Origin of the sequence: Enterococcus sp. AZ011, from assembly GCF_050548355.1 — a bacterium.
Lineage (GTDB): Bacteria > Bacillota > Bacilli > Lactobacillales > Enterococcaceae > Enterococcus > Enterococcus faecalis.
Window position 1 is genome coordinate 1,763,871 of record NZ_CP172959.1, and the last position, 19,315, is coordinate 1,783,185.

A 19,315-nucleotide genomic window follows, 5' to 3' on the forward strand; every position below is an offset into this window, starting at 1 on the left:
AATTTACAGCCACCACAAACCTATGGCAAAAAATAGCACTTGTGCAGTTGCTCCCACAGCTAAGATCTTCACAGCACAAACAAATGTTTTACTCTTCACTTGTTCCTTCAGTAAGGCTTGGGTTTGTTTCCGTACAAAAGGTAAAGTTAAAAGCATGAGTAACATTGTTGGCGGCGTCAATCCTAAACCGACAGCTAACAAAATGGCTAACATTGCTATTGTATTTAATCCGACGAATAATTTCAAAGAACTTGCTTTGCCAAGGTAATGAACTAATGTATATCTCTTGTTATTTTCATCTTCCTCTAAGTCACAGATATTATTTGCTAACATTAAGTTAGCAATGTAACAAGTGTTAGGTAAGGCGACTAAGAAAATCCCCCATAAGTTAGCTGCTGACCAATTGAAAACTTCAAACGTATTAATGTAGACACAAATAAGGGTAATCATGAACCCCATTGTAAATCCTGAGAAAACTTCCCCTAATGGTAGACTGGACAAAGGTTTCGGTCCTGATGAATAAAAAATACCAATTAAGTAACAATAAAGACCCATAATTAATAACGGCCAGCCGACAATAAATGACAACCCAATCCCCATTAAAGCAGAAACGAGAATCATCCAAAAAATCATTTTGCGTATTAATGGCAAAGATAAATTTTCTCGACCGATAATATTCGTTTTTTCCTTATAATCATGAACTTCTGTGGCATGATGGTAATCATTATAATTATCTAAAATATCGACCGCCATATTAAAAATAAACATCGCAATGAAAAAAATTAAAACATAACCAACATGGAGCCGCCCATATTGGTACCAACTAAAACAAATTCCTAACAAAAATGGCAAAACACTAGCTGTTTTTGCTTTTAATTCTACTAATTCAAAAAATATTTCTCGATTCAAACTATCCCTCCGCTACTTTTTTACAAACTTTGTTACTTTTAAAACTTAATTACTGTATTTCTGTCGCCAATTCGTATACAATCAAATAGTATTGAACCACTGAAAGGATCGTAGTATATTTATGAACACATTTTGGAAGTCGTTTCCTGACGTTGAACGTTCTTTAACGGAAACATGTGAATTAATTGAACAAACGTTGCATACACGCAACGAAGACATTGAAGAAGCCTTAGTAACTTTGGCTCGTTCTGGCGGCAAATTATTACGCCCCGCTTTTTTCTTTCTTTTTGCTCAACTGGGTGATGAAGAAAAACAAGAGAAACAACAACTATTAAAAATAGCTGCATCTTTGGAAATCCTACATATGGCTACGTTGATTCACGATGACATTATTGACGATTCTCCATTGCGCCGAGGCGCTGTGACTATTCAATCACAATATGGTAAAGACGTGGCTGTTTACACAGGTGATTTACTATTCACTGAATTCTTTACTTTGATTGCAGATGCCATGAATGGCTCTGAATTTATGAAAATCAATGCACAAGGAATGAAACGGTTATTACTTGGTGAACTCGATCAAATGAGTCATCGATTTGACCGCCGCATGTCGATTCCTGCTTATTTAAGAAGTGTCAACGGCAAAACAGCCGAACTTTTTTCACTAAGCTGTCTTGAAGGGGCCTATTTCGGTCATAGTTCAAAAGAAGTCCAACGTTTAGCTAAACGAATTGGCCGTCATATTGGCATTGCTTTTCAAGTCTATGACGATATTTTAGATTATACTGCCGACACGGAAACCTTGAAAAAGCCCGCTTTAGAAGACTTGTCACAAGGTGTTTATACGTTACCTCTTCTCTTCGCTTATCAAGCAGCACCTGACGTATTCAGCCCTTATTTGGATAAAGGACGCGCCATTACCTTAGAAGAGGCAGCTGAAGTTGCGGCGCTAGTCAATGACTATCATGGCGTTACAGAAGCACAAGCTTTTGCTAAAAAAGTAACCAACAAAGCAATCACTGATATTCAACAATTGCCTGATGGCACAGCAAAAGAAACCTTACTTTCCTTAACTGAGCTCTTATTACATCGTTCATTTTAAACGTTTTATGGAAGAATTGCCATTAATTGAAATAGAAAAACGACTGATTGTTTGCTTTAATCAACAACCAGTCGTTTTTTTATTCCTCGAAAGAACTAATGCCACGATCAATTCGGTAAAGTTTTTGATAATGCGCATTGGTTGCAAGTAATTCTTCTGGCGTACCACTCATCTCTAATTGGCCATCTTCAATAAAGATCACTTGATCCATCAAAGTTACGCCTTGCAAATGGTGGGTAATCCAGATGACGGTTTTATCTTTTAATGCCTCAAAAAAGGTTTCCAGCAATTGCTGTTCTGTAATTGGATCTAAACCAGTAGTTGGTTCGTCTAATAACACAATCGGTGTATCTTGCAAAAGAATCCGCGCTAGCGCCAAGCGATGTCGTTCGCCACCAGAAAAACGTAAACCTGCTTCATCCACCATTGTTTGTAAACCTTCTGGTAATTGGGCAACCATTTCTTTTAAGCCAACTTTTTCTAAAACCGCCCAAACTTCTGCTTCGCTTGCTTCTTCTCTACCAATCCGAATATTATTTAAAATGGTTGTTCGAAATAGGTACGGTGCTTGATGCATAACCCCAATATATTCAGTCATCGTCTCACCAAATGCCTCAGTTGGGATATTTCCTAAAAGGATTTCTCCCGAAGTAGGCCGTAAATCACCACGAATGAGCGAAGCCAACGTACTCTTTCCGGAACCACTGCGCCCTAAAATCGCTAATTTTTGTTTTTCAGGAATTGTTAACGATAAGTCATTTAATACCTTTTTCTCTTGATTTTCATATGCAAAAGACAAATGTTCTATCGATAAACTGGTGCCATTTGGCTGAACAGGCGCTTCTGTTGAGTCATCTTCCCCTTCAGGAAGCTCATTAAAACGACGAATGGAATCCTTATAAATCGTTGTTTCCTGTGCTGCAGCAGGTAGCGGAGCAAAGGCATCAATTAACGGAAAAACGGTTAAAACAAAGGCACCAATCCAATTGGCTGCGCCCCCATGATTACCTGGAAACCGCACACTAGTCCAAGCTAAGACAGCAATCGCAATCACGCCAAACAGAAGTTGTAAAACAAAGTCTCGGCCACGGTTAAATTGCTTCATTTTTTCATCTAATGCACGAACATTCGCTTCATCTGTTTCATAACGAGCAACGAATTCAGAGCCACGTTGACTAAATACCCAATCAGACACACCTAGAATATTGTCGGTTAGTGTTTGATATAACTCATTTTTGGCATATTTATGTTTTTCTTGACGCGCACCATTCACTAGAACTGAAACAAGTGGCAATAGAAAAACAACCACTCCTAACATCAGTAACATGCATAAAGCAAACCACCAAGAAAAGAAACCTAACGCAATCACTAAAAAGATATACAAAATCCAAGCAATAACGGTTGGGAAAATCGTTCGTAAATACAAGTTTTGGATATGATTAATATCCTCCGAAAGCAAACCTAAGATATCCCCAGTGCGATATTTTGTCTTAAAGAAAATCGCATCTTTTTCTAGTACATTATAAAGTTTCAAGCGCAGATCAGAGGTCATTTTTAACACCCAGTTATGACTCGTTAGACGCTCCACATAACGAAAAACAGGACGGCCAATCCCGAATGCTCTTGTTAAAACAATGGGAATATAAATTAATAAAATATTCTCTGGTAAGGAAGCCGCACGACTGATTAAGTAACCAGACGTAAACATTAATGCCCCTGCGCTAAAGAACGTCAAGAAGCCTAAAAGTAAGGCAAAATACAAGGTTTTTTTATAGCGTTTTAAGAAAGGACGAACCCATTGATCGTTTTTCCAAACGTCTTTCGTTGTCGGCTGTTTTTCCATCATTGGCGTCCTCCTCTCATTTGCTTCATTAATTGAACATAGTAGCCATCTTTTTCAATCAACTCTGCTAGCGTTCCTTGTTCCACTAATTGACCTTTTTCCATCACTAAAATGTAATCCATTTCTTCCATCCAATGCAGACGATGTGTCGCAAAGAAGACAAGATGATTGTTCATTAATGGCAACATGCGCTCTTTCATTTCAACTTCTGTTTCAATATCCAAATGCGCTGTCGGCTCATCAAACAGCAAGACGTGGCGTTTTTGATCGACAAAGGCGCGGGCCAACGCTACTCGTTGCGCTTGTCCCCCACTTAACATTCGACCACTTTCCCCAATCAAGGTATGAATTCCTTCGGGAAGATCTTTAACCAGCTCGTCTAAGCCAACTAACTGAATCGCTTGCTGAATCGCCTCATCTGTTGCTTCAGGTGTATAAAAGCGAATATTGTTTGCCAAAGTATCTTGGAAAATATATGGTGCTTGCGGAATATAAAGGATTTGTTTTTGCCAGTCTTTTTGTAAAAAATGTGGAATCGTTTGACCATTTATCGCCAATTGACTCGTTTCTTCTGTTGGTAATAAAAAGCCACTTAATAAATTAATTAACGTTGACTTACCAGAACCACTCGCCCCGATAATTCCAATCTTTTTGCGACCATCAACAGAGAATTGTAACGATTGAATCGCTTCTTGCGTTGCATCTTCATAGGAAAAATTTAACGCTGTGACTGACAACTGACTTTCTTGATGCCAATCATCTAACGTGAGCACATCGGTCTGTTCTGCTTCTGGCAATGCTAATACCGCTTGGATCGCTTGAAAAGAGTTTTTTCCATCTAAGGTCGCGTGATAATCACTTGAAAAATCACGAATCGGTAAAAAGAACTCAGGTGCTAAAATTAAAGTAACTAAGGCAGGAAATAATAAAATCGTGCCGTTTAATAAACTTAATCCAAGGAAAACTGCCACAACAGCTACCGATAATGTCGTAAAAAAGTCTAACGCAAAGGTTGATAAAATAGCAATTTTCAATGTACTCATGGTCGCTTTTCTGAATCGTTCACTTGTATGGTAAATACTCCCAGCATATTTTTTACTCAACCCAAACAGTTTCAGCGTGTCAATTCCTCGTAAGGAATCAATAAAATGATTGGAAAGCATTTGAAACGCCGCATATTGCTTGTCCGCTTTACTTTGTGCTGCATAACCTAACACAATCATAAAAATAATAATAATCGGAAAAACAATCAGCAATGTTACGCCTGAACGAATATCTTGTGTAAAAACAAAGGCCAAAATAATCCAAGGAATAATCATCATATTCATCATTTTTGTCAAAATCAATTGTAAATAATTTTCGGTTTGACTGATGCCTTCTAAAGCCATGGTAACCATATTTCCAGTTCCATTTTTTTGAACAACATTTGGCCCCAAACGGAAAATTTTGGTTAATAATTGTTCGCGTAATTCTTTCGAGCGTTCATAACTAAATGTATCGAGCATTCTCTCACGAAAATACGTAATAACATGTCGACCAAGATAAAAAATAAAAAAGAGTAAAATACTCTGTAGTTGTTGGTTAAGATGCCCGCCACTCCAAAGGCCGACAATGGCTTTTGAAAGAAAAAAAGCTTGCCCAATTATAAAGACTGCTTGCAGGAAAGAAAAACCTGCAAGCAAGACAAGAATTTTTTTGATTTTAGGCATCTGTAAGATGTCTTTATCAATCATAGATTTAATACCCCTCTGGTACGGCTGTCTGTGAAATACGTTTTCTGAAAATATAATAGGACCAAGCAGTATAAGCTAACACGAATGGTAAAATGCTTAAAGAAATCCACGTCATAATTTTTAGTGTATATGGTGTGCTTGTTGCATCTTTAATCAACAAATCAAAACCTTCACTACCAATCATAACACGTGGGAACAAGCCACTGAACAAGAGAGCAACTAGTACAACTAATGTTAAACCACTCGCTAGAAAAGCTAACATCTCTTTGCGTTTAAACACCCCAACATTGGCAATAACCGTTAAGACCACAATTGCTAACGTTAAAATTAAAGTGACCGCAAAGTTCTTTTCATAAAAGTCCGTTTTGAAGTACATCAACACTGCAAAAACAACTAAACCAACATATAAAACGCCGTATAAGATTTCTGCATAATTTCGAGCACGTTCGCGAATTGGGCCTTCTGTTTTTAAAGCAATATAGTTCATGCCGTGTAAGTAGCAAAGTAATGTTAAGGCTACTCCACCAACAATTGAAAACAGATTAAAATAATCCGTAAATTGCGCATGCATATTGCCGTTTGCATCTAAAGGCATCCCTTGGACTAAGCTGATAAACAAAATACCAAAGAAGAACGGTACAAGGAAACTACCAATTGATAGCGTCCAGTTCCACATCCGACGACGTTTACCTTCCGGCATGTTGTGGCGGAATTCAAAGGAAACTCCGCGAATAATTAAGCCAAATAAAATCGTAAATAGAATTAAATAGTAGCCACTAAATAATGAAGCATACCAATATGGGAAAGAGGCAAACATTGCGCCGCCCGCTGTTAATAGCCAAACTTCGTTTCCGTCCCAAACAGGTCCAATTGTTGCAACGACTTGATCTTTTTCGTCGTCATTGTGTGCCAACGTTTGAACGGCCATTCCAACACCAAAGTCAAATCCTTCTAAGAAGAAGAAACCTGAGAACAAGACGCCGATAAGGACAAACCATAATAATTGTAGTGTACTCATTCGCCAAATACCCCCTTATCAAATGGATCCAACGCTGGTTCATTTTCTTTCGCTAATTTTTTCGCTTCATAGTCTGGTCCTTTACGTAATTCTAAAATGACCAAGTAAACCATGACACTACCTAAACCAGCAAATAATAAGAAATAAATGACATTTGACGTAATTAATGAAGCAACCGATACATTTGGTGAAACACTTTGTTCAATCGTAAATAATCCATAGACAGTCCACGGATAACGACCTAATTCAGTGACTAACCAACCTGTTGTATTCGCAAGGAATGGTGCGAACGTACATAAAGCAACAATCCACAGCATCCATTTCTTCTCGTACAGCGATGGTTTTTTCTTCCTTGTAAAGAATAGTCCTAAGGCAGCAACCAATAACATTAAGGCACCAAAACCAGCCATAATACGGAAGCTCCAGAATAAAGTGTTAACTGGTGGATAATAATTTTTATCATCCCCATATTTTTCTACCAAGCGTTTGTTGACTGTATCCATCCCATCAACCGAACCTGATAATTTGTTATACGATAAAATACTTAGCATATATGGAATATCGATACCAAAAACTTGTTTATGTTCTCGTTCATCTGCCCAAGCAATCAATGTCCAAGCAGCAGGATCATCAGAGTCTTCATAGGCCCCTTCCATCGCCGCAAATTTCATTGGTTGTCCTTCAATTAGAGCTTTCATTTGCAAGTCGCCAGCTAATAAAACGCCGATTGAACCGAACAAAGTAACCCATAAGCCAATGCGCATAGATGCTTTGTGGAATGAAATATCCCGTTTTTTCAACAATTGGAAAGCAGCCATACCAGCTACTGCCATGCCGCCCAATGTAAAGGCGCCCATGATAACGTGTGAAAATTCATACCAAACTTTTGGATTGCTGATGACAGCTACAAAATCCACCATTTCAGCACGGCCATTATTGATGACATAACCTACTGGATGTTGCATAAAACTATTGGCAACTAAAATCCAGAAAGCAGACATCATTGAACCGAATACGACTAACCAGATAAAGGTTACGTGAACTTTTGGATTCATTTTATCCCAAGTAAAGATCCATAAACCTAAGAATGTTGACTCTAAGAAGAAAGCTAAGAGCGCTTCTACCGCCAACGGTGCCCCAAAAATATCTCCGACGAATCGAGAATAATCAGACCAGTTCATCCCAAACTGAAATTCTTGAATAATCCCGGTTACAACCCCAACAGCGAAGCTTAATAGGAATATATTTCCCCAAAACTTGGCCATTTTACGATAACGTTCCTCTTTTTTCACAACGTACATTGTTTCCATAATTGCTACAACAAGTGCTAATCCTATTGAAAACGGTACGAAGAAAAAGTGGAAAACTGTTGTCATCGCAAATTGGATTCTCGCCAATGTTACAATATCAAACATATTATTTCCTCCCTGATTTGCCTCCACACAAAGAAACAAGCTTACCTGAATTGTTCATTTCCATTAGCGATGACTCCTTTTATCTACGAAACTAAAAGAAAATTCAAGTGAACTTTTCCAAAAAGTGTGAAAATGCATGTAATATAGAATAATTCCAATCTAAGTATACAACTTTCTGAGGCAGAAACCAAACAATACAGAAGCATTTCTCACAATTTTTTTAGGTGCTACCAAGATTTCTTCCCTTTCTTCTATCAATAAAAAAAGCCCTTCCTAAAAAAAGGAAGAACTAATCTCAATCTATCAACATTTTGACTTATCACTTGATTAGTTTTCGAAAATCGAAGCAGCTCGTCTTTGATGATAAAAATTCTAATCTTGTGATGAAAATTACGGATTGCTTGTGGTGATAGTTTATTTTTTAACAACATGGCTATAAAACTCATCATAGTATCGTAAAACTCTTTCTGGTGTTTTGGTACCATTCTAAACAACATGACTCTAAAACTTGTTTTTAGTAGCTCTATATTCTTCTAGAGTTTTGGTACCATTCTAAACAACATGACTCTAAAACAACTTCTGCCGCTTTTTCTTTGATTTTTTCGTTTTGGTACCATTCTAAACAACATGACTCTAAAACAAGCCAAATAATATCCTTTATATAGAGCAGGTTTTGGTACCATTCTAAACAACATGACTCTAAAACGATCATGATACCCCTACTAATTATAATAGGGTTTTGGTACCATTCTAAACAACATGACTCTAAAACCTCGGAGAATTATTTTTTTCTCCATGATTCCGTATTCGCATCACTTATCCATAGCTAGATTTCAGTTTAGAAGGTCTGAATTTTTTCTTCACGTTTATTATACCAAACTTTCTCCTTCTTGGCGGAAAAACCCACCATTATTCAATGGTGGGTTTTCTTTATTTAGTAGCTGTAACAGCGAGCCAGATTTCACTATACTTAGCTTCTGCTGGTCCTTGATATTGCGTAAACGAAATTTCTGGTGCTGCAACGACTTGGTAACCAGATGAAGGCAACCATTCAGAGAATATCCTTGCCCAGGTTTCTTGTAAAGTTTGAGGGAAAGGACCTTCATTTGGAAAAACCGCCCATGTATGAGCAGGTACGCTTAGTTGCTCCAAATCTTCATAGGTATTTTCTTGCGAAGTGGCAAAGCCAATCATGTGTGTCATTTCTCCACCTTCTGTTGTTCGTCCCTCTTGAAAGTCAAAAGAAGCATTTACTACTTGATAAGGATATACATCATCAAATGTATGCATTTCCGCTCGTTGTTGTGGTGTAATGCGCTGTGCTAATTCCATGATTGCTTGATTTTCCCCTTGATACTGCAAGGGAACCTTCTGACTAACTCCGACTATTTGAAACGCTGGTTTTTCAATCAATTTAACATCCATTGATTGTCCTCCTTTAATATCAATATAGAAAGAGAATTTAGGGAACGTTTTTTGGATTTGTGTTTTCATTACTTCAGAAGGGGCTTGTCCTGACCAATCGCGAAAGGCTCTTGAGAATCCTTCAATACTTTGATAACCATATTTAAAAGCTACATCTGTCACTTTTTCACCAGCAAGTAATGCTAAATTTGCTTCCGCCAAACGTCTCTTTTTAATATACTCAGCCAGACTCATCCCCGCAATAAACGAAAAAGTTCGTTTAAAATGGTAAACAGAAATCCCTGTCTTTTTCGCCAATTCATCGAAGGATACTTCTTCCGTTAAATGTTCTTCAATATAATCCATTGCTTGATTCAAATTTGCGAGCATCCGTGTCCCTCTCTTTCTATTTGAAAGTTTACTAAAGACCAACAAGGATGACTTGATTATTTAGAGCCAACATTCGTCAAGTCGCTACTCTTGATTCATAGCGGCTTTTAAGGCCTGTGCTAAAGCACTTTCTTCTGGTTCGTCTGGTTGTGAATATTTTTTCATCAAACGACGTTCTTCATGTTTAGTCATTTTTTGTTTTCGTTCTTTTTTATCGGGAATTTTTTCAGTAATCGAACAGAATTTACATTTGAAAGAACGACCATTTTTTCCTTCTATGATGACCATTTTTTTATGGCATTGTGGGCAACGGTGATTGGATACTTTAGGATCTTTTCGCCGACGATAAGAACATTCTTGGTTTGTACAAACGTAAATCTTCCCATCTTTCGTATTTTTTTCCCGTAAGTTTGAGCCACAATCTGGACATTTTTTTTGCGTAATGGAAAAATCTTGATATTTTTTCTCGCTTTGTTTAATTTCACGGACTAATTTTTTCGTATCCTCTTCAATATCCTTTAAGAAAAGTTGACTCTTTTGTTGACCCGAAGCGATTGCTTCGAGCGACTTTTCCCATTTTTCCGTTAGTTCAGGTGTCACAAGTGATGGATTCACCAAGTCTAATAGTTGCTTTCCTTTGGCAGAGACACTTAAACCGCTATTGGTTCGTTCCATCAATTCTGATTTAATCAGTTTTTCAATAATTTCAGCTCGCGTTGCCGGTGTGCCTAAACTGTGTTTCTCCATTTTTCCTAACAACGTTCCTTCGGTTAATGGTTTTGGCGGCGACGTTAATTCTTTGTTAATGGTAAAGTTTGGCGCAACGGTCATGCCTTTTTGCCATTGGACAGTGGATAGCGGCTGTTCGGCTGTTGTTTTCCAGCCAGCAACAACTACTTTATTTTGATGAAAGACAAATGTTTCTTTTCCAAAAGCGACTGTAACTTTTGTTTGTTTGGTTTGATTTGGCTCAGCAAACAAACCTAAGAATCGTTGAACAATCATTTGATAGATTTTTTGTTCATCATTACTTAGCTTTTCATAACGAGGACGTTGTTCAGTTGGAATCAACCCATGGTGATCCGTGACTTTTGCATTTTGGAAAACTTTTTGTTGTTTAACAACAGCCCCATTTTTAAGGTAGCCTTTCACTTCAGGTGAAAAATCAGCAATGGCTTGAAGTCGTTCTTTCATCGTTCCTTTCATATCCGTTGTTAGATATTTGCTGTCAGTTCGAGGATAGGAAACAATTTTATGGGTTTCGTATAAACTTTGTACAAGAGACAACGTTTTCTTTGCAGAAAATTGGAATCGCTGGTTGGCTTCACGCTGGATTTCGGTTAGATCATACGGTAACGGCGCGTTTTCTGTTTTAACTTTTTCTTGGATATCGGTAACTAAGCCCTTTTGTTTTGAGAGTTCTTTGACTAATTGTTCTGCTTCCTGCCGTTCTTTTAAAGCGTATGGATTTTTTTGGGTCATCTTTGCTTTTTCTGATTCAACAGATAACGAGATAGTAAAATAAGTTTGAGGCTTAAATTGTTCAATCGTTTTTTCTTGTTGGCGCACCATTGCTAAAGTTGGTGTTTGAACACGACCTGCGGATAAGTTATCTTGATATTTCACTGTCAAGGCCCGTGTGACGTTTAGCCCAACTAACCAGTCAGCTTTTGCGCGCGCCAAGGCAGAGTAATACAAATTATCGTAGTCTTTCGCTGGGCGAATTTTCTTAAACCCGTCTTTAATGGCTTTGTCTGTTTGAGATGAAATCCATAAGCGTTTGACTGGTTTGTTAAAACGGACATATTCTAAAATCCAGCGGGCTACTAATTCACCTTCACGACCAGCATCGGTGGCAATCACGGCTTCAGAAACATCTTTACGATTGGCTAATTGTTTAATCGCTTTTAATTGATGTCCCGTTTTCGGTAACGGTTTAATCCCTAAATTCTTAGGAATCATCGGTAAAGTTTCCATTTGCCACGTTTGCCATTCTTTGTTTAAATCTTCTGGCATTTTTAGTCCTAAGAGATGGCCTAAAGCCCATGTGACAATCACGTTGGGTCCTTCATAATAATTCTTATTTTTTTGATTTGCTCCTAAAACGCGGCTTAAATCTTTTGCTACGCTAGGTTTTTCAGCAATAATTAATTGTTTTGCAACCACTAGTTTCGCTCCTTTTTGAGTGCTATCTTTTCGTATTATACCAAATATTAGCTCGATTTTCTCTAAATTCCGAGAATAGAAAAAGAGTTTAAAGAAAATTCCCTGAGGTTTTTCTTTAAACTCATGCGTTTCAAATAACTTTCCGTTTGCAGAATTTTGTTTTGCCAAAATGATTGGATATTGTGGTAAACTCAGCTTTATTTTCAAAAGTAACCGCATGATGATTTTCTAGTAATGCTAAACCGAAGTATTGTTGTAAATCTTCATCGCATTCTTCACACCAGCGTTCTTCCCCATCATTCCAGAAAGCCGTTAAATAGTTAGGCTTTGTGTTGACGTATGTATAATTCTGAGAAAGTTTTTGCCAAACTTCCACATAATATGTCTCTGCATCGGTCAAGTTATCGAAGGTTTTTTCTTGAACAATGTCCTCTTGCCAATCATCAAAAAACCACCAAGGTTCATTGTCGCCATACATTGTAATTACTTGATACATTGAACCGCTCCTTTTTTTGCTACTGTAGGTATCATAGTCACTTTCTGAAAAAGTTGCAAGGATTTGGTTTCGGACTGAGAAATTTTTGAAATTTATTTTATCTTGCCACTTCTAAAGAAGCAATAAAATCTTCAATCATGCGACGATAACTTTCTTCCGGCGTGGCTTCTTCGCGTTGAAAATAACCTAAAAAACGTAAGGTAATATAACCATGGATTAAGCTACGTAATTCTCGACTTTTATGCAGTCGTTCTTCATTATTAAATGGATAAAAAGCTAAAAGTTGTAAAATAATTTGATTGGTTTCATGGATGCCTTCAATTAATTGTTGGTTTTGCGTTTTCGGCACACTGATAAGTAATTCATAGACTGCAGAATTTTCAAAAGCAAATTGTTGGTACGTTTCAGCATATATCCGAATTGCTTCTGCGCCACTCTTACCCACTAAGGCTCTTCGCAATGCATCATTTAATTCTTGAATTAACAAGTCCACTAGAGCATTTTTTACTTCAGCAATATTTTTAAAGTGATTATAGAGTGAAGGATACTTGATGCCTAAATCAACGGCTAAATTTTGAAAGGTTAATTGTTGAACGCCCAATTCTTCCGCTAGGTTGCGGGCACTTTCAAGGATTTTGGCTTTCGTTAAATTCCGTTTTTTTGCCATCTTTCTGACGCCTCCAATTCTTAAATTTTGGACAAGTATTAGTTTATCATATCTATTGACTCTTTTTAAACTATAAATTATAGTTTATAATAATAATTTGTAAACATCATTTTTGAAAGAAGGCTGTTTGGCATGCATATTACCAACCGTTCTCATTTGGCCGATCGTTATGGCAAACGAACCAGTGCAGAATTTTTATTACACGAACGTCCTATTTTATCTTTTCCTATTTCTTTAGCGGCCATTCCTAAAGAAGCCCGTTATTTATCCTGGGAATTAATTGATTATGACACGATTCCTCTAATTGGTTTCCCTTTTATTCATTGGTTAGCTGCCAATGTTCCTGTAACCAATGAGATTCCTGAAGACTTTAGTCGAACAGCACTCAAGCCTACCATTCAAGGAAAAAATAGTCTTGCTTCTCCTTTGGGGAAACAGATGATTCCTGCGCTTGCCACTGAAACGTTACCTGAGTTAACCGAACGTTATCTGGGGTTAAGCCCTCGCTCTGGTGTGCACATCTATACGTTATATGTATACGCTACAAAAAATCCACTAAATTTAAAAGAAGGCTTTTTTGCGAATGAATTGCATCAAGCATTGAATGATCAACGACTCGCCAAAGCCAAATTTGAATTTCTTTACTAGAAAGTGAGGAAATAGAATGTATGAATTAATTAAAAGTAAAATTTTCCGTCCAAGACAACCTTGGGAAAAAAATCTGCTTGTTTTATGGTTTGGCACATTTATGGCTGGTATTGGCTTTAGCTTAGTGATGCCATTCATGCCTCTTTATATCAACACATTAGGTACTTTTACCCACCAACAATTGAATTTTTGGAGCGGAATCACGTTCTCTTCCACTTTTTTAGTCACAACCATTGTTTCACCTTGGTGGGGCCGTTTAGCCGACCGAAAAGGACGCAAGTTAATGTTATTACGCGCTTCATTAGGGATGGCTATCGTCATTAGTTTAATGGGCGCAGTCACAAGTGTTTATCAATTGATTGGCTTACGCTTATTACAAGGTGTTTTTTCTGGTTATATCAGTAATGCGACTGCGTTAGTTGCTACAGGCACACCTAAGGAAAAAAGCGGTCAAGTGCTTGGTACTTTAGCCACTGGTTCTGTTACCGGCACGTTGCTTGGTCCTCTTTTGGGCGGTGTCACTGCGTCTATTTTCGGTTATCGGCCAACCTTTTTCATTACTGGTACGATTTTATTACTCGTTTTTGTTTTGAGTCTCGTCTTTGTCCATGAAGAGTTTGTGCCAATTGAAAAAAATCAAGCCGCATCTGGGAAACAAATTTTAAAAAAACTAGAACATCCCCACGTGATTCTTGGAATGTTTATTACGACATTAATCATTCAAGCTTCCAATAATTCAATTAGTCCCATCATCAGTTTATATATTCAACAATTGTTGGGTGGTCACGGAAATGTCACCTTAATTAGCGGAGTCATTGCTTCTATTCCAGGGATTGCAACGTTAATAGCCGCCCCTCGTTTCGGCCGGTTAGGCGATCGTATTGGCAGTGAACGCATCTTGACAATTGGCTTAATTTTAGCCATTTTCGTTTACCTACCAATGGCCTTTGTTCAAAATGTCTGGCAGCTTGCCATGCTTCGTTTCTTAGTTGGGATTTCCGATGCCTGTTTACTACCAGCTGTTCAAACGTTGATCACTCGTTATTCCCCAAGTGACGCTGCAGGTCGTATTTTCAGTTACAATCAATCTTTCCAAGCGACAGGAAATGTGATTGGTCCTATGATTGGTTCAAGCGTATCTGCCGCTTTCGGTTATCGTGGAGTCTTTATTTCCACTTCTTGTCTGGTTCTCATTAACCTTCTATGGGTTCGTCGAAGCACCGCCGAATTAAAAAAAGAGAAAAATGATGACTAAGTTATACACAGAAAAGTTATCCACAATTTGAATTTTTAATTTTTCTCTTTTTCTTATTTTAAAAAAAATAGGCATATAAAACAAAAAAGAAAAGCGGATATTTACTGGTTTTATAACCAGCATATCCGCTTTTCTTTTGGTTAACTTCATCCTTTTTGTTTCACAACTCGTGAAACTTTTTAGACGTATTGTAGTTCTTTTTCATCTTGGTAGGCGAGATCAATTAAGCCGCCCCCTAAGCATTCCATCCCATCATAAAAAACAACAGCTTGACCTGGAGTGACTGCGCGCGCTGGTTCCTTAAACGTAACGGTTGCTTTTGTGCCATCTTCAGATAAGGAAACATGCACTGGAATATCTGCTTGACGATAACGGAATTTAGCCGTACAGTCAAACTCTTTTGGCATTGGTGTATCAACAGTAAAATGAACCTCACTAGCTTCTAAATGTGTTGCATATAGTTTTTCATGGTGAAATCCTTGTCCCACATATAATGTATTGGTGGTTAAATCTTTCCCAATCACAAACCATGGTTCTTGTGTTTTACCGCCGCCACCAATTCCTAAGCCTTGGCGTTGACCGATAGTATAATACATCAGACCATCATGTTGTCCTTTGATTTCGCCATCTTCTGTCACCATGTTGCCTTTTTTAGCTGGTAAATAATTACTCAAAAATTCTTTGAAATTCTTTTCACCAATAAAACAAACGCCCGTTGAGTCTTTTTTCTTGGCTGTGGCTAATCCAGCACGTTCAGCAATTGCACGAACTTCTGATTTTTCCATGCCACCCAATGGAAACATTGTTTTTGCCAATTGGGCTTGTGATAATTGGCTTAAAAAATAGGTTTGGTCTTTATTATTGTCAATTCCACGTAACATATGCACTACGCCATTTTCATCCGTTTCTACTTGCGCATAGTGGCCAGTTGCAACATAGTCAGCGCCTAGTTGCATAGCATAATCTAGGAATGCTTTAAATTTAATTTCTTTATTACACATGACATCTGGATTTGGTGTCCGTCCTAACCGATATTCTGCTAAAAAATATTCAAACACACGGTCCCAATATTCTTTTTCAAAATTGACCGAATAATACGGAATCCCAATTTGATCCGCTACTTTTGCGACATCTTTATAATCCTCAGTTGCGGTACAGACACCATTTTCGTCTGTATCGTCCCAATTTTTCATAAAGATCCCAATTACATCATAGCCTTGCTCTTTTAAAAGCAACGCTGTGACAGATGAATCGACACCGCCACTCATGCCTACCACGACACGCGTTTTGCTGTTATCTGCCATTTTATCACCATCATTTCAATTAGATTCTGAAATCATCCACGATTTGAAGGTCGTAACTTTTCAGTGCTTTTCATTATACTATTTTTTTGAAATAAGTAAAGCAAGCCGGGCGTATAATGAGAAAATACTTGGAACAAAGACACAGCCAACAAGCTGTTGCTTTCAAATAAACAGAAAACCTGAAGGAACAAGCTACTTTCACTTGTTTCTTCAGGTTTCTCTAAATTATTCTACTTTCTCTAATACACCACGGCTAATTAAGCCATCCATTAAGAAAAAGTATTTTTCTTTACTCATTTCATGTTGTTCATTCTTGAAAATATTCATTGGTTTTAAACCATTTGCCGTTGTAATGGACATTTTCAACTCTTTTAGATCAGCAGTGATCGTAATTTTCAATTTGAAGCCTTCATTTCTCTGAGGCGTTGGATCTAAGGAACGAATCAATTGAAAGTTCCCTGATTTTGTTTCAGTAAAGCCGTTATCTTTTAATGTATAGCGTTTTGCACTAGGATGTACTTTGTAAAAAACTGTTGAGCCTTCAACAGCAGCCGTTGTTGTAAATGCCATGGGTTCCACCTCATTATTTTCATTGTTATCTTCATTATAGCGAAAACCTGTAGCTGCCGCAATCAGATTATTTTTTCAATTGTTGAATCACTGCAACTAGTACTTCAGAAAAAGTCGCAATTTCTTCTGGTGTGTTCCCGTAGCCAAAACTAATCCGGATTGATTCTTTAATAGCTGAGGAATTTTCTCCATACATCGCTGTCAACACGTGCGAAGGATCCACAGTTCCCGCTGTACAAGCCGATCCTGTTGAAATCGCAATACCTCTTAAGTCCAAATGCATTAAGAGCAAATCACTGGGAACTCCTTTTAAATGAAGATTTAAGACATGCGCTAAACGATTCGTTGGTTCACCATTAATTGAAAAATCAATATTGGCTTCTTCTAACGCTTTTAAAATAATCGTTTGAAAACTTTGATAGGCTGTTTTTCTTGCTTGCTTTTCTGCAGAAGTTAGTAATGAAACGGCAGTACCCATGCCAATAATTCCAGCTAAGTTTTCCGTGCCCGCACGTCGTTTTTCTTCTTGTTCCCCACCATGTAAAAGAGGTGGTAATTGGATTGCATCGCTTTTAAATAAAAAACCTACGCCTTTTGGACCATTGATTTTATGAGCGGAAATACTTAATAAGTCGATCCCTAATTCATGAGGTAAAATGACTTCACTTCCATAAGCTTGGACGGCATCTGTATGAAAAATCGCCGAATGATTTTTAAGAATTGCACCAACTTCAGCAATCGGTAATCGATTTCCAATTTCATTATTGCCATACATCATTGAAACCAAGATCGTTTCTTCGCGTAAAGACTTTTTGAATTGATCCATTGAAATCTGACCATTTTCATTCACAGGCAAGTAAGTCACTTCAAAGCCTAACGTTTCTAAGTATTCCATCGTTCGTAACACAGCGGGATGTTCAATTGCCGTAGTAATAATATGTTTTCCTTCCTTTTGACGAGAAAAAGCAACTGCCAAGATGGCTGTGTTATCCCCTTCTGTGCCACCACTATTAAAAATAATTTCGTGGGGTTTGGCTTGTAAGCTCTCGGCAATCGTTTGACGCACTTCTTCCAGAAGACCGTGTGCCTTTCGTCCAAACTGATGAATACTTGATGGATTGCCAAAAGTCGTTTGCATATTTTCAGTCATCGCTTGAATGACCGTTGGATGAAGCGGTGTTGTTGCCGCATGATCTAAATAAATGGGTTCCAAATGACTCGTCCCTTTCCTTATGTTCTGGCGTTATTCTAGCATAAAAAGCTTAAAACACAAAATCAGAATACTTTCTCTTCTATTTATAAAAGAGATAAGAAAAATAGGCCCAACACTATTAAAGTTGTTAGACCTATTTCTAGTTTAAGGAATCACTTATTCTCCTTTTGGTTCTAAACGGAATAATGGACTCATTGGTTTATTTTCATGAATACGAAGTAACGCTTCCCCCATTAACTCAGCGCAAGAAATAATATTCAAGGTTGCTGGTTGGCGGTCTGTTGTCGTATAAACAGAGTCAGTAATACTAATTTCCTTAATTGGCGCATTTTCTAAGGTTGCTTTTGCGCCTTCTGATAACAAACCATGCGAGGCGCAAGCATATACTTCTTGCGCACCATTTTTCATTAAAACTTCCGCCGCTGTGGCTAACGTTTGACCAGTATTCAAAATGTCATCAACAAGAATACATTTTTTCCCAGCGACATTCCCAATAACGTAACCTTCTTGACGCACCCCATCAATCTCTTCATGGTCTACAATTGCTAAGGTCGCATCTAAGTACTCCGATAAACTACGTGCGCGTTGAACGCCACTGTTTTTAGGCGAAACAATCACAATTTCTTCCCCTACTAATGCTTGTTGACGATAATAATGAGCGAACAAAGGCATTGTAAATAAATTATCTACTGGGATATCAAAAAATCCTTGGACTTGAACAGTATGCAAGTCTAATGTTAACAAACGTGTTGCGCCTGCCTCTACCAACATATTAGCAACTAATTTCGCAGTAATGGGCTCTCTTGGTTTCGCTGTGCGGTCTTGGCGAGCATAACCATAGTAAGGCAAAATAACATTAATTGTTTTTGCGCTAGCACGTTTTAATGCATCAATTAAAATAAGCAATTCCATCAAATGATCATTTACAGGAGCATTCGTTGCTTGGATGATGTAGACATGATCGCCACGAATACTTTCTTCAATATTAATTTGAATTTCGCCATCACTAAATTGGCGCACGGTGCTTTTTCCTAATTCTGTTCCTACTGATGCTGCGATTTTTTCAGCAAGTGGTCGATTTGCATTTAAACTGAAGATGCGTAAGGTGTCATCTTGATAGTTTTCGGTCATGATATCCTCCGTCAATATAAAATAATAGTCGTTTTCATTCATATTCTACCA

16 protein-coding genes and 1 CRISPR repeat array are annotated in these 19,315 nt (G+C 37.8%); of the genes, 3 read left to right on the forward strand and 13 right to left on the reverse strand.

All coding sequences use genetic code 11. The annotated features are described in order from the left end of the window. Positions 1-3 precede the first annotated feature (3 nt). Positions 4-909, reverse strand: coding sequence for a prenyltransferase (locus IGL36_RS08625; RefSeq protein WP_002360016.1), 906 nt, complete (start codon positions 907-909; stop codon positions 4-6). A 121-nt stretch (positions 910-1,030) separates the two neighbouring features. Here IGL36_RS08625 and IGL36_RS08630 point away from each other — a divergent pair, with 121 nt between their 5' ends. Then, positions 1,031-2,011: a polyprenyl synthetase family protein gene (locus IGL36_RS08630; RefSeq protein WP_002360015.1), complete on the forward strand. Its 981-nt coding sequence runs from the start codon at positions 1,031-1,033 to the stop codon at positions 2,009-2,011. Between the two features lie 79 nt (positions 2,012-2,090). Here IGL36_RS08630 and cydC read toward each other — a convergent pair whose 3' ends face one another. From cydC to IGL36_RS08670, 8 genes are all read right to left on the reverse strand, one after another. After that, on the reverse strand, positions 2,091-3,857 hold the full coding sequence (cydC, locus tag IGL36_RS08635; RefSeq protein ID WP_002364246.1) for a thiol reductant ABC exporter subunit CydC: 1,767 nt from the start codon (positions 3,855-3,857) through the stop codon (positions 2,091-2,093). Then, positions 3,854-5,587 (reverse strand): thiol reductant ABC exporter subunit CydD, encoded by a 1,734-nt coding sequence (gene cydD, locus IGL36_RS08640; RefSeq protein ID WP_002364369.1) that lies wholly within the window; start codon positions 5,585-5,587, stop codon positions 3,854-3,856. The genes cydC and cydD overlap by 4 nt, the downstream gene beginning before the upstream one ends. A 4-nt stretch (positions 5,588-5,591) precedes the next feature. Beyond that, positions 5,592-6,605 (reverse strand): cytochrome d ubiquinol oxidase subunit II, encoded by a 1,014-nt coding sequence (cydB, locus tag IGL36_RS08645; RefSeq protein ID WP_002356976.1) that lies wholly within the window; start codon positions 6,603-6,605, stop codon positions 5,592-5,594. Continuing rightward, positions 6,602-8,020, reverse strand: a complete 1,419-nt coding sequence (locus IGL36_RS08650) for a cytochrome ubiquinol oxidase subunit I (protein ID WP_002356974.1) — start codon at positions 8,018-8,020, stop codon at positions 6,602-6,604. Before IGL36_RS08650 ends, cydB begins: the two co-directional genes overlap by 4 nt. Before the next feature lie 472 nt (positions 8,021-8,492). Continuing rightward, positions 8,493-8,792: a CRISPR direct-repeat array (repeat unit 36 nt; unit sequence GTTTTGGTACCATTCTAAACAACATGACTCTAAAAC). 158 nt (positions 8,793-8,950) lie between these two features. Then, complete coding sequence (locus IGL36_RS08655) at positions 8,951-9,814, reverse strand: AraC family transcriptional regulator (RefSeq protein WP_002398073.1); 864 nt, start codon at positions 9,812-9,814, stop codon at positions 8,951-8,953. Between the two features lie 84 nt (positions 9,815-9,898). Beyond that, positions 9,899-11,980 (reverse strand): DNA topoisomerase III, encoded by a 2,082-nt coding sequence (locus IGL36_RS08660; protein ID WP_002362072.1) that lies wholly within the window; start codon positions 11,978-11,980, stop codon positions 9,899-9,901. A gap of 130 nt (positions 11,981-12,110) precedes the next feature. After that, positions 12,111-12,476, reverse strand: coding sequence for a DUF1033 family protein (locus IGL36_RS08665; RefSeq protein WP_002356966.1), 366 nt, complete (start codon positions 12,474-12,476; stop codon positions 12,111-12,113). A gap of 97 nt (positions 12,477-12,573) precedes the next feature. Further along, positions 12,574-13,143 (reverse strand): TetR/AcrR family transcriptional regulator, encoded by a 570-nt coding sequence (locus IGL36_RS08670; RefSeq protein WP_002364252.1) that lies wholly within the window; start codon positions 13,141-13,143, stop codon positions 12,574-12,576. 132 nt (positions 13,144-13,275) lie between these two features. On the opposite strand from IGL36_RS08670, the gene IGL36_RS08675 reads away from it, so the two are divergent. Together IGL36_RS08675 and IGL36_RS08680 are read left to right on the forward strand one after the other, a co-directional pair. Then, positions 13,276-13,791: a YbhB/YbcL family Raf kinase inhibitor-like protein gene (locus tag IGL36_RS08675; protein ID WP_002425753.1), complete on the forward strand. Its 516-nt coding sequence runs from the start codon at positions 13,276-13,278 to the stop codon at positions 13,789-13,791. Positions 13,792-13,807: 16 nt separating this feature from the next. After that, on the forward strand, positions 13,808-15,046 hold the full coding sequence (locus tag IGL36_RS08680; protein WP_002356962.1) for a multidrug efflux MFS transporter: 1,239 nt from the start codon (positions 13,808-13,810) through the stop codon (positions 15,044-15,046). 179 nt (positions 15,047-15,225) lie between these two features. On the opposite strand, the gene mnmA is transcribed toward IGL36_RS08680, so the two are convergent. The 4 genes from mnmA to IGL36_RS08700 form a co-directional block, all read right to left on the reverse strand. After that, entirely contained in the window at positions 15,226-16,350 is a 1,125-nt protein-coding gene (mnmA, locus tag IGL36_RS08685; RefSeq protein WP_002398071.1) for a tRNA 2-thiouridine(34) synthase MnmA, read from the reverse strand. Positions 16,351-16,575: 225 nt separating this feature from the next. Beyond that, positions 16,576-16,920 carry a DUF1831 domain-containing protein gene (locus tag IGL36_RS08690; protein ID WP_002356959.1) on the reverse strand — a complete coding sequence of 115 codons (345 nt, stop codon included), beginning with the start codon at positions 16,918-16,920 and terminating at the stop codon, positions 16,576-16,578. Positions 16,921-16,987: 67 nt separating this feature from the next. Further along, positions 16,988-18,133 (reverse strand): cysteine desulfurase family protein, encoded by a 1,146-nt coding sequence (locus tag IGL36_RS08695; RefSeq protein WP_002356958.1) that lies wholly within the window; start codon positions 18,131-18,133, stop codon positions 16,988-16,990. 156 nt (positions 18,134-18,289) lie between these two features. After that, positions 18,290-19,264: a ribose-phosphate diphosphokinase gene (locus IGL36_RS08700; protein ID WP_002356957.1), complete on the reverse strand. Its 975-nt coding sequence runs from the start codon at positions 19,262-19,264 to the stop codon at positions 18,290-18,292. Between the last annotated feature and the right edge of the window lie 51 nt (positions 19,265-19,315).

Bases quoted from the DNA above. Each gene is read 5' to 3' on its own strand.
- IGL36_RS08630 (WP_002360015.1), top strand. From the start codon at position 1,031: ATGAACACATTTTGGAAGTCGTTTCCTGACGTTGAACGTTCTTTAACG.
- cydC (WP_002364246.1), bottom strand. From the start codon at position 3,857: ATGATGGAAAAACAGCCGACAACGAAAGACGTTTGGAAAAACGATCAA.
- cydD (WP_002364369.1), bottom strand. From the start codon at position 5,587: ATGATTGATAAAGACATCTTACAGATGCCTAAAATCAAAAAAATTCTT.
- cydB (WP_002356976.1), bottom strand. From the start codon at position 6,605: ATGAGTACACTACAATTATTATGGTTTGTCCTTATCGGCGTCTTGTTC.
- IGL36_RS08650 (WP_002356974.1), bottom strand. From the start codon at position 8,020: ATGTTTGATATTGTAACATTGGCGAGAATCCAATTTGCGATGACAACA.
- IGL36_RS08655 (WP_002398073.1), bottom strand. From the start codon at position 9,814: ATGCTCGCAAATTTGAATCAAGCAATGGATTATATTGAAGAACATTTA.
- IGL36_RS08665 (WP_002356966.1), bottom strand. From the start codon at position 12,476: ATGTATCAAGTAATTACAATGTATGGCGACAATGAACCTTGGTGGTTT.
- IGL36_RS08670 (WP_002364252.1), bottom strand. From the start codon at position 13,143: ATGGCAAAAAAACGGAATTTAACGAAAGCCAAAATCCTTGAAAGTGCC.
- IGL36_RS08675 (WP_002425753.1), top strand. From the start codon at position 13,276: ATGCATATTACCAACCGTTCTCATTTGGCCGATCGTTATGGCAAACGA.
- IGL36_RS08680 (WP_002356962.1), top strand. From the start codon at position 13,808: ATGTATGAATTAATTAAAAGTAAAATTTTCCGTCCAAGACAACCTTGG.
- mnmA (WP_002398071.1), bottom strand. From the start codon at position 16,350: ATGGCAGATAACAGCAAAACGCGTGTCGTGGTAGGCATGAGTGGCGGT.
- IGL36_RS08690 (WP_002356959.1), bottom strand. From the start codon at position 16,920: ATGGCATTTACAACAACGGCTGCTGTTGAAGGCTCAACAGTTTTTTAC.
- IGL36_RS08700 (WP_002356957.1), bottom strand. From the start codon at position 19,264: ATGACCGAAAACTATCAAGATGACACCTTACGCATCTTCAGTTTAAAT.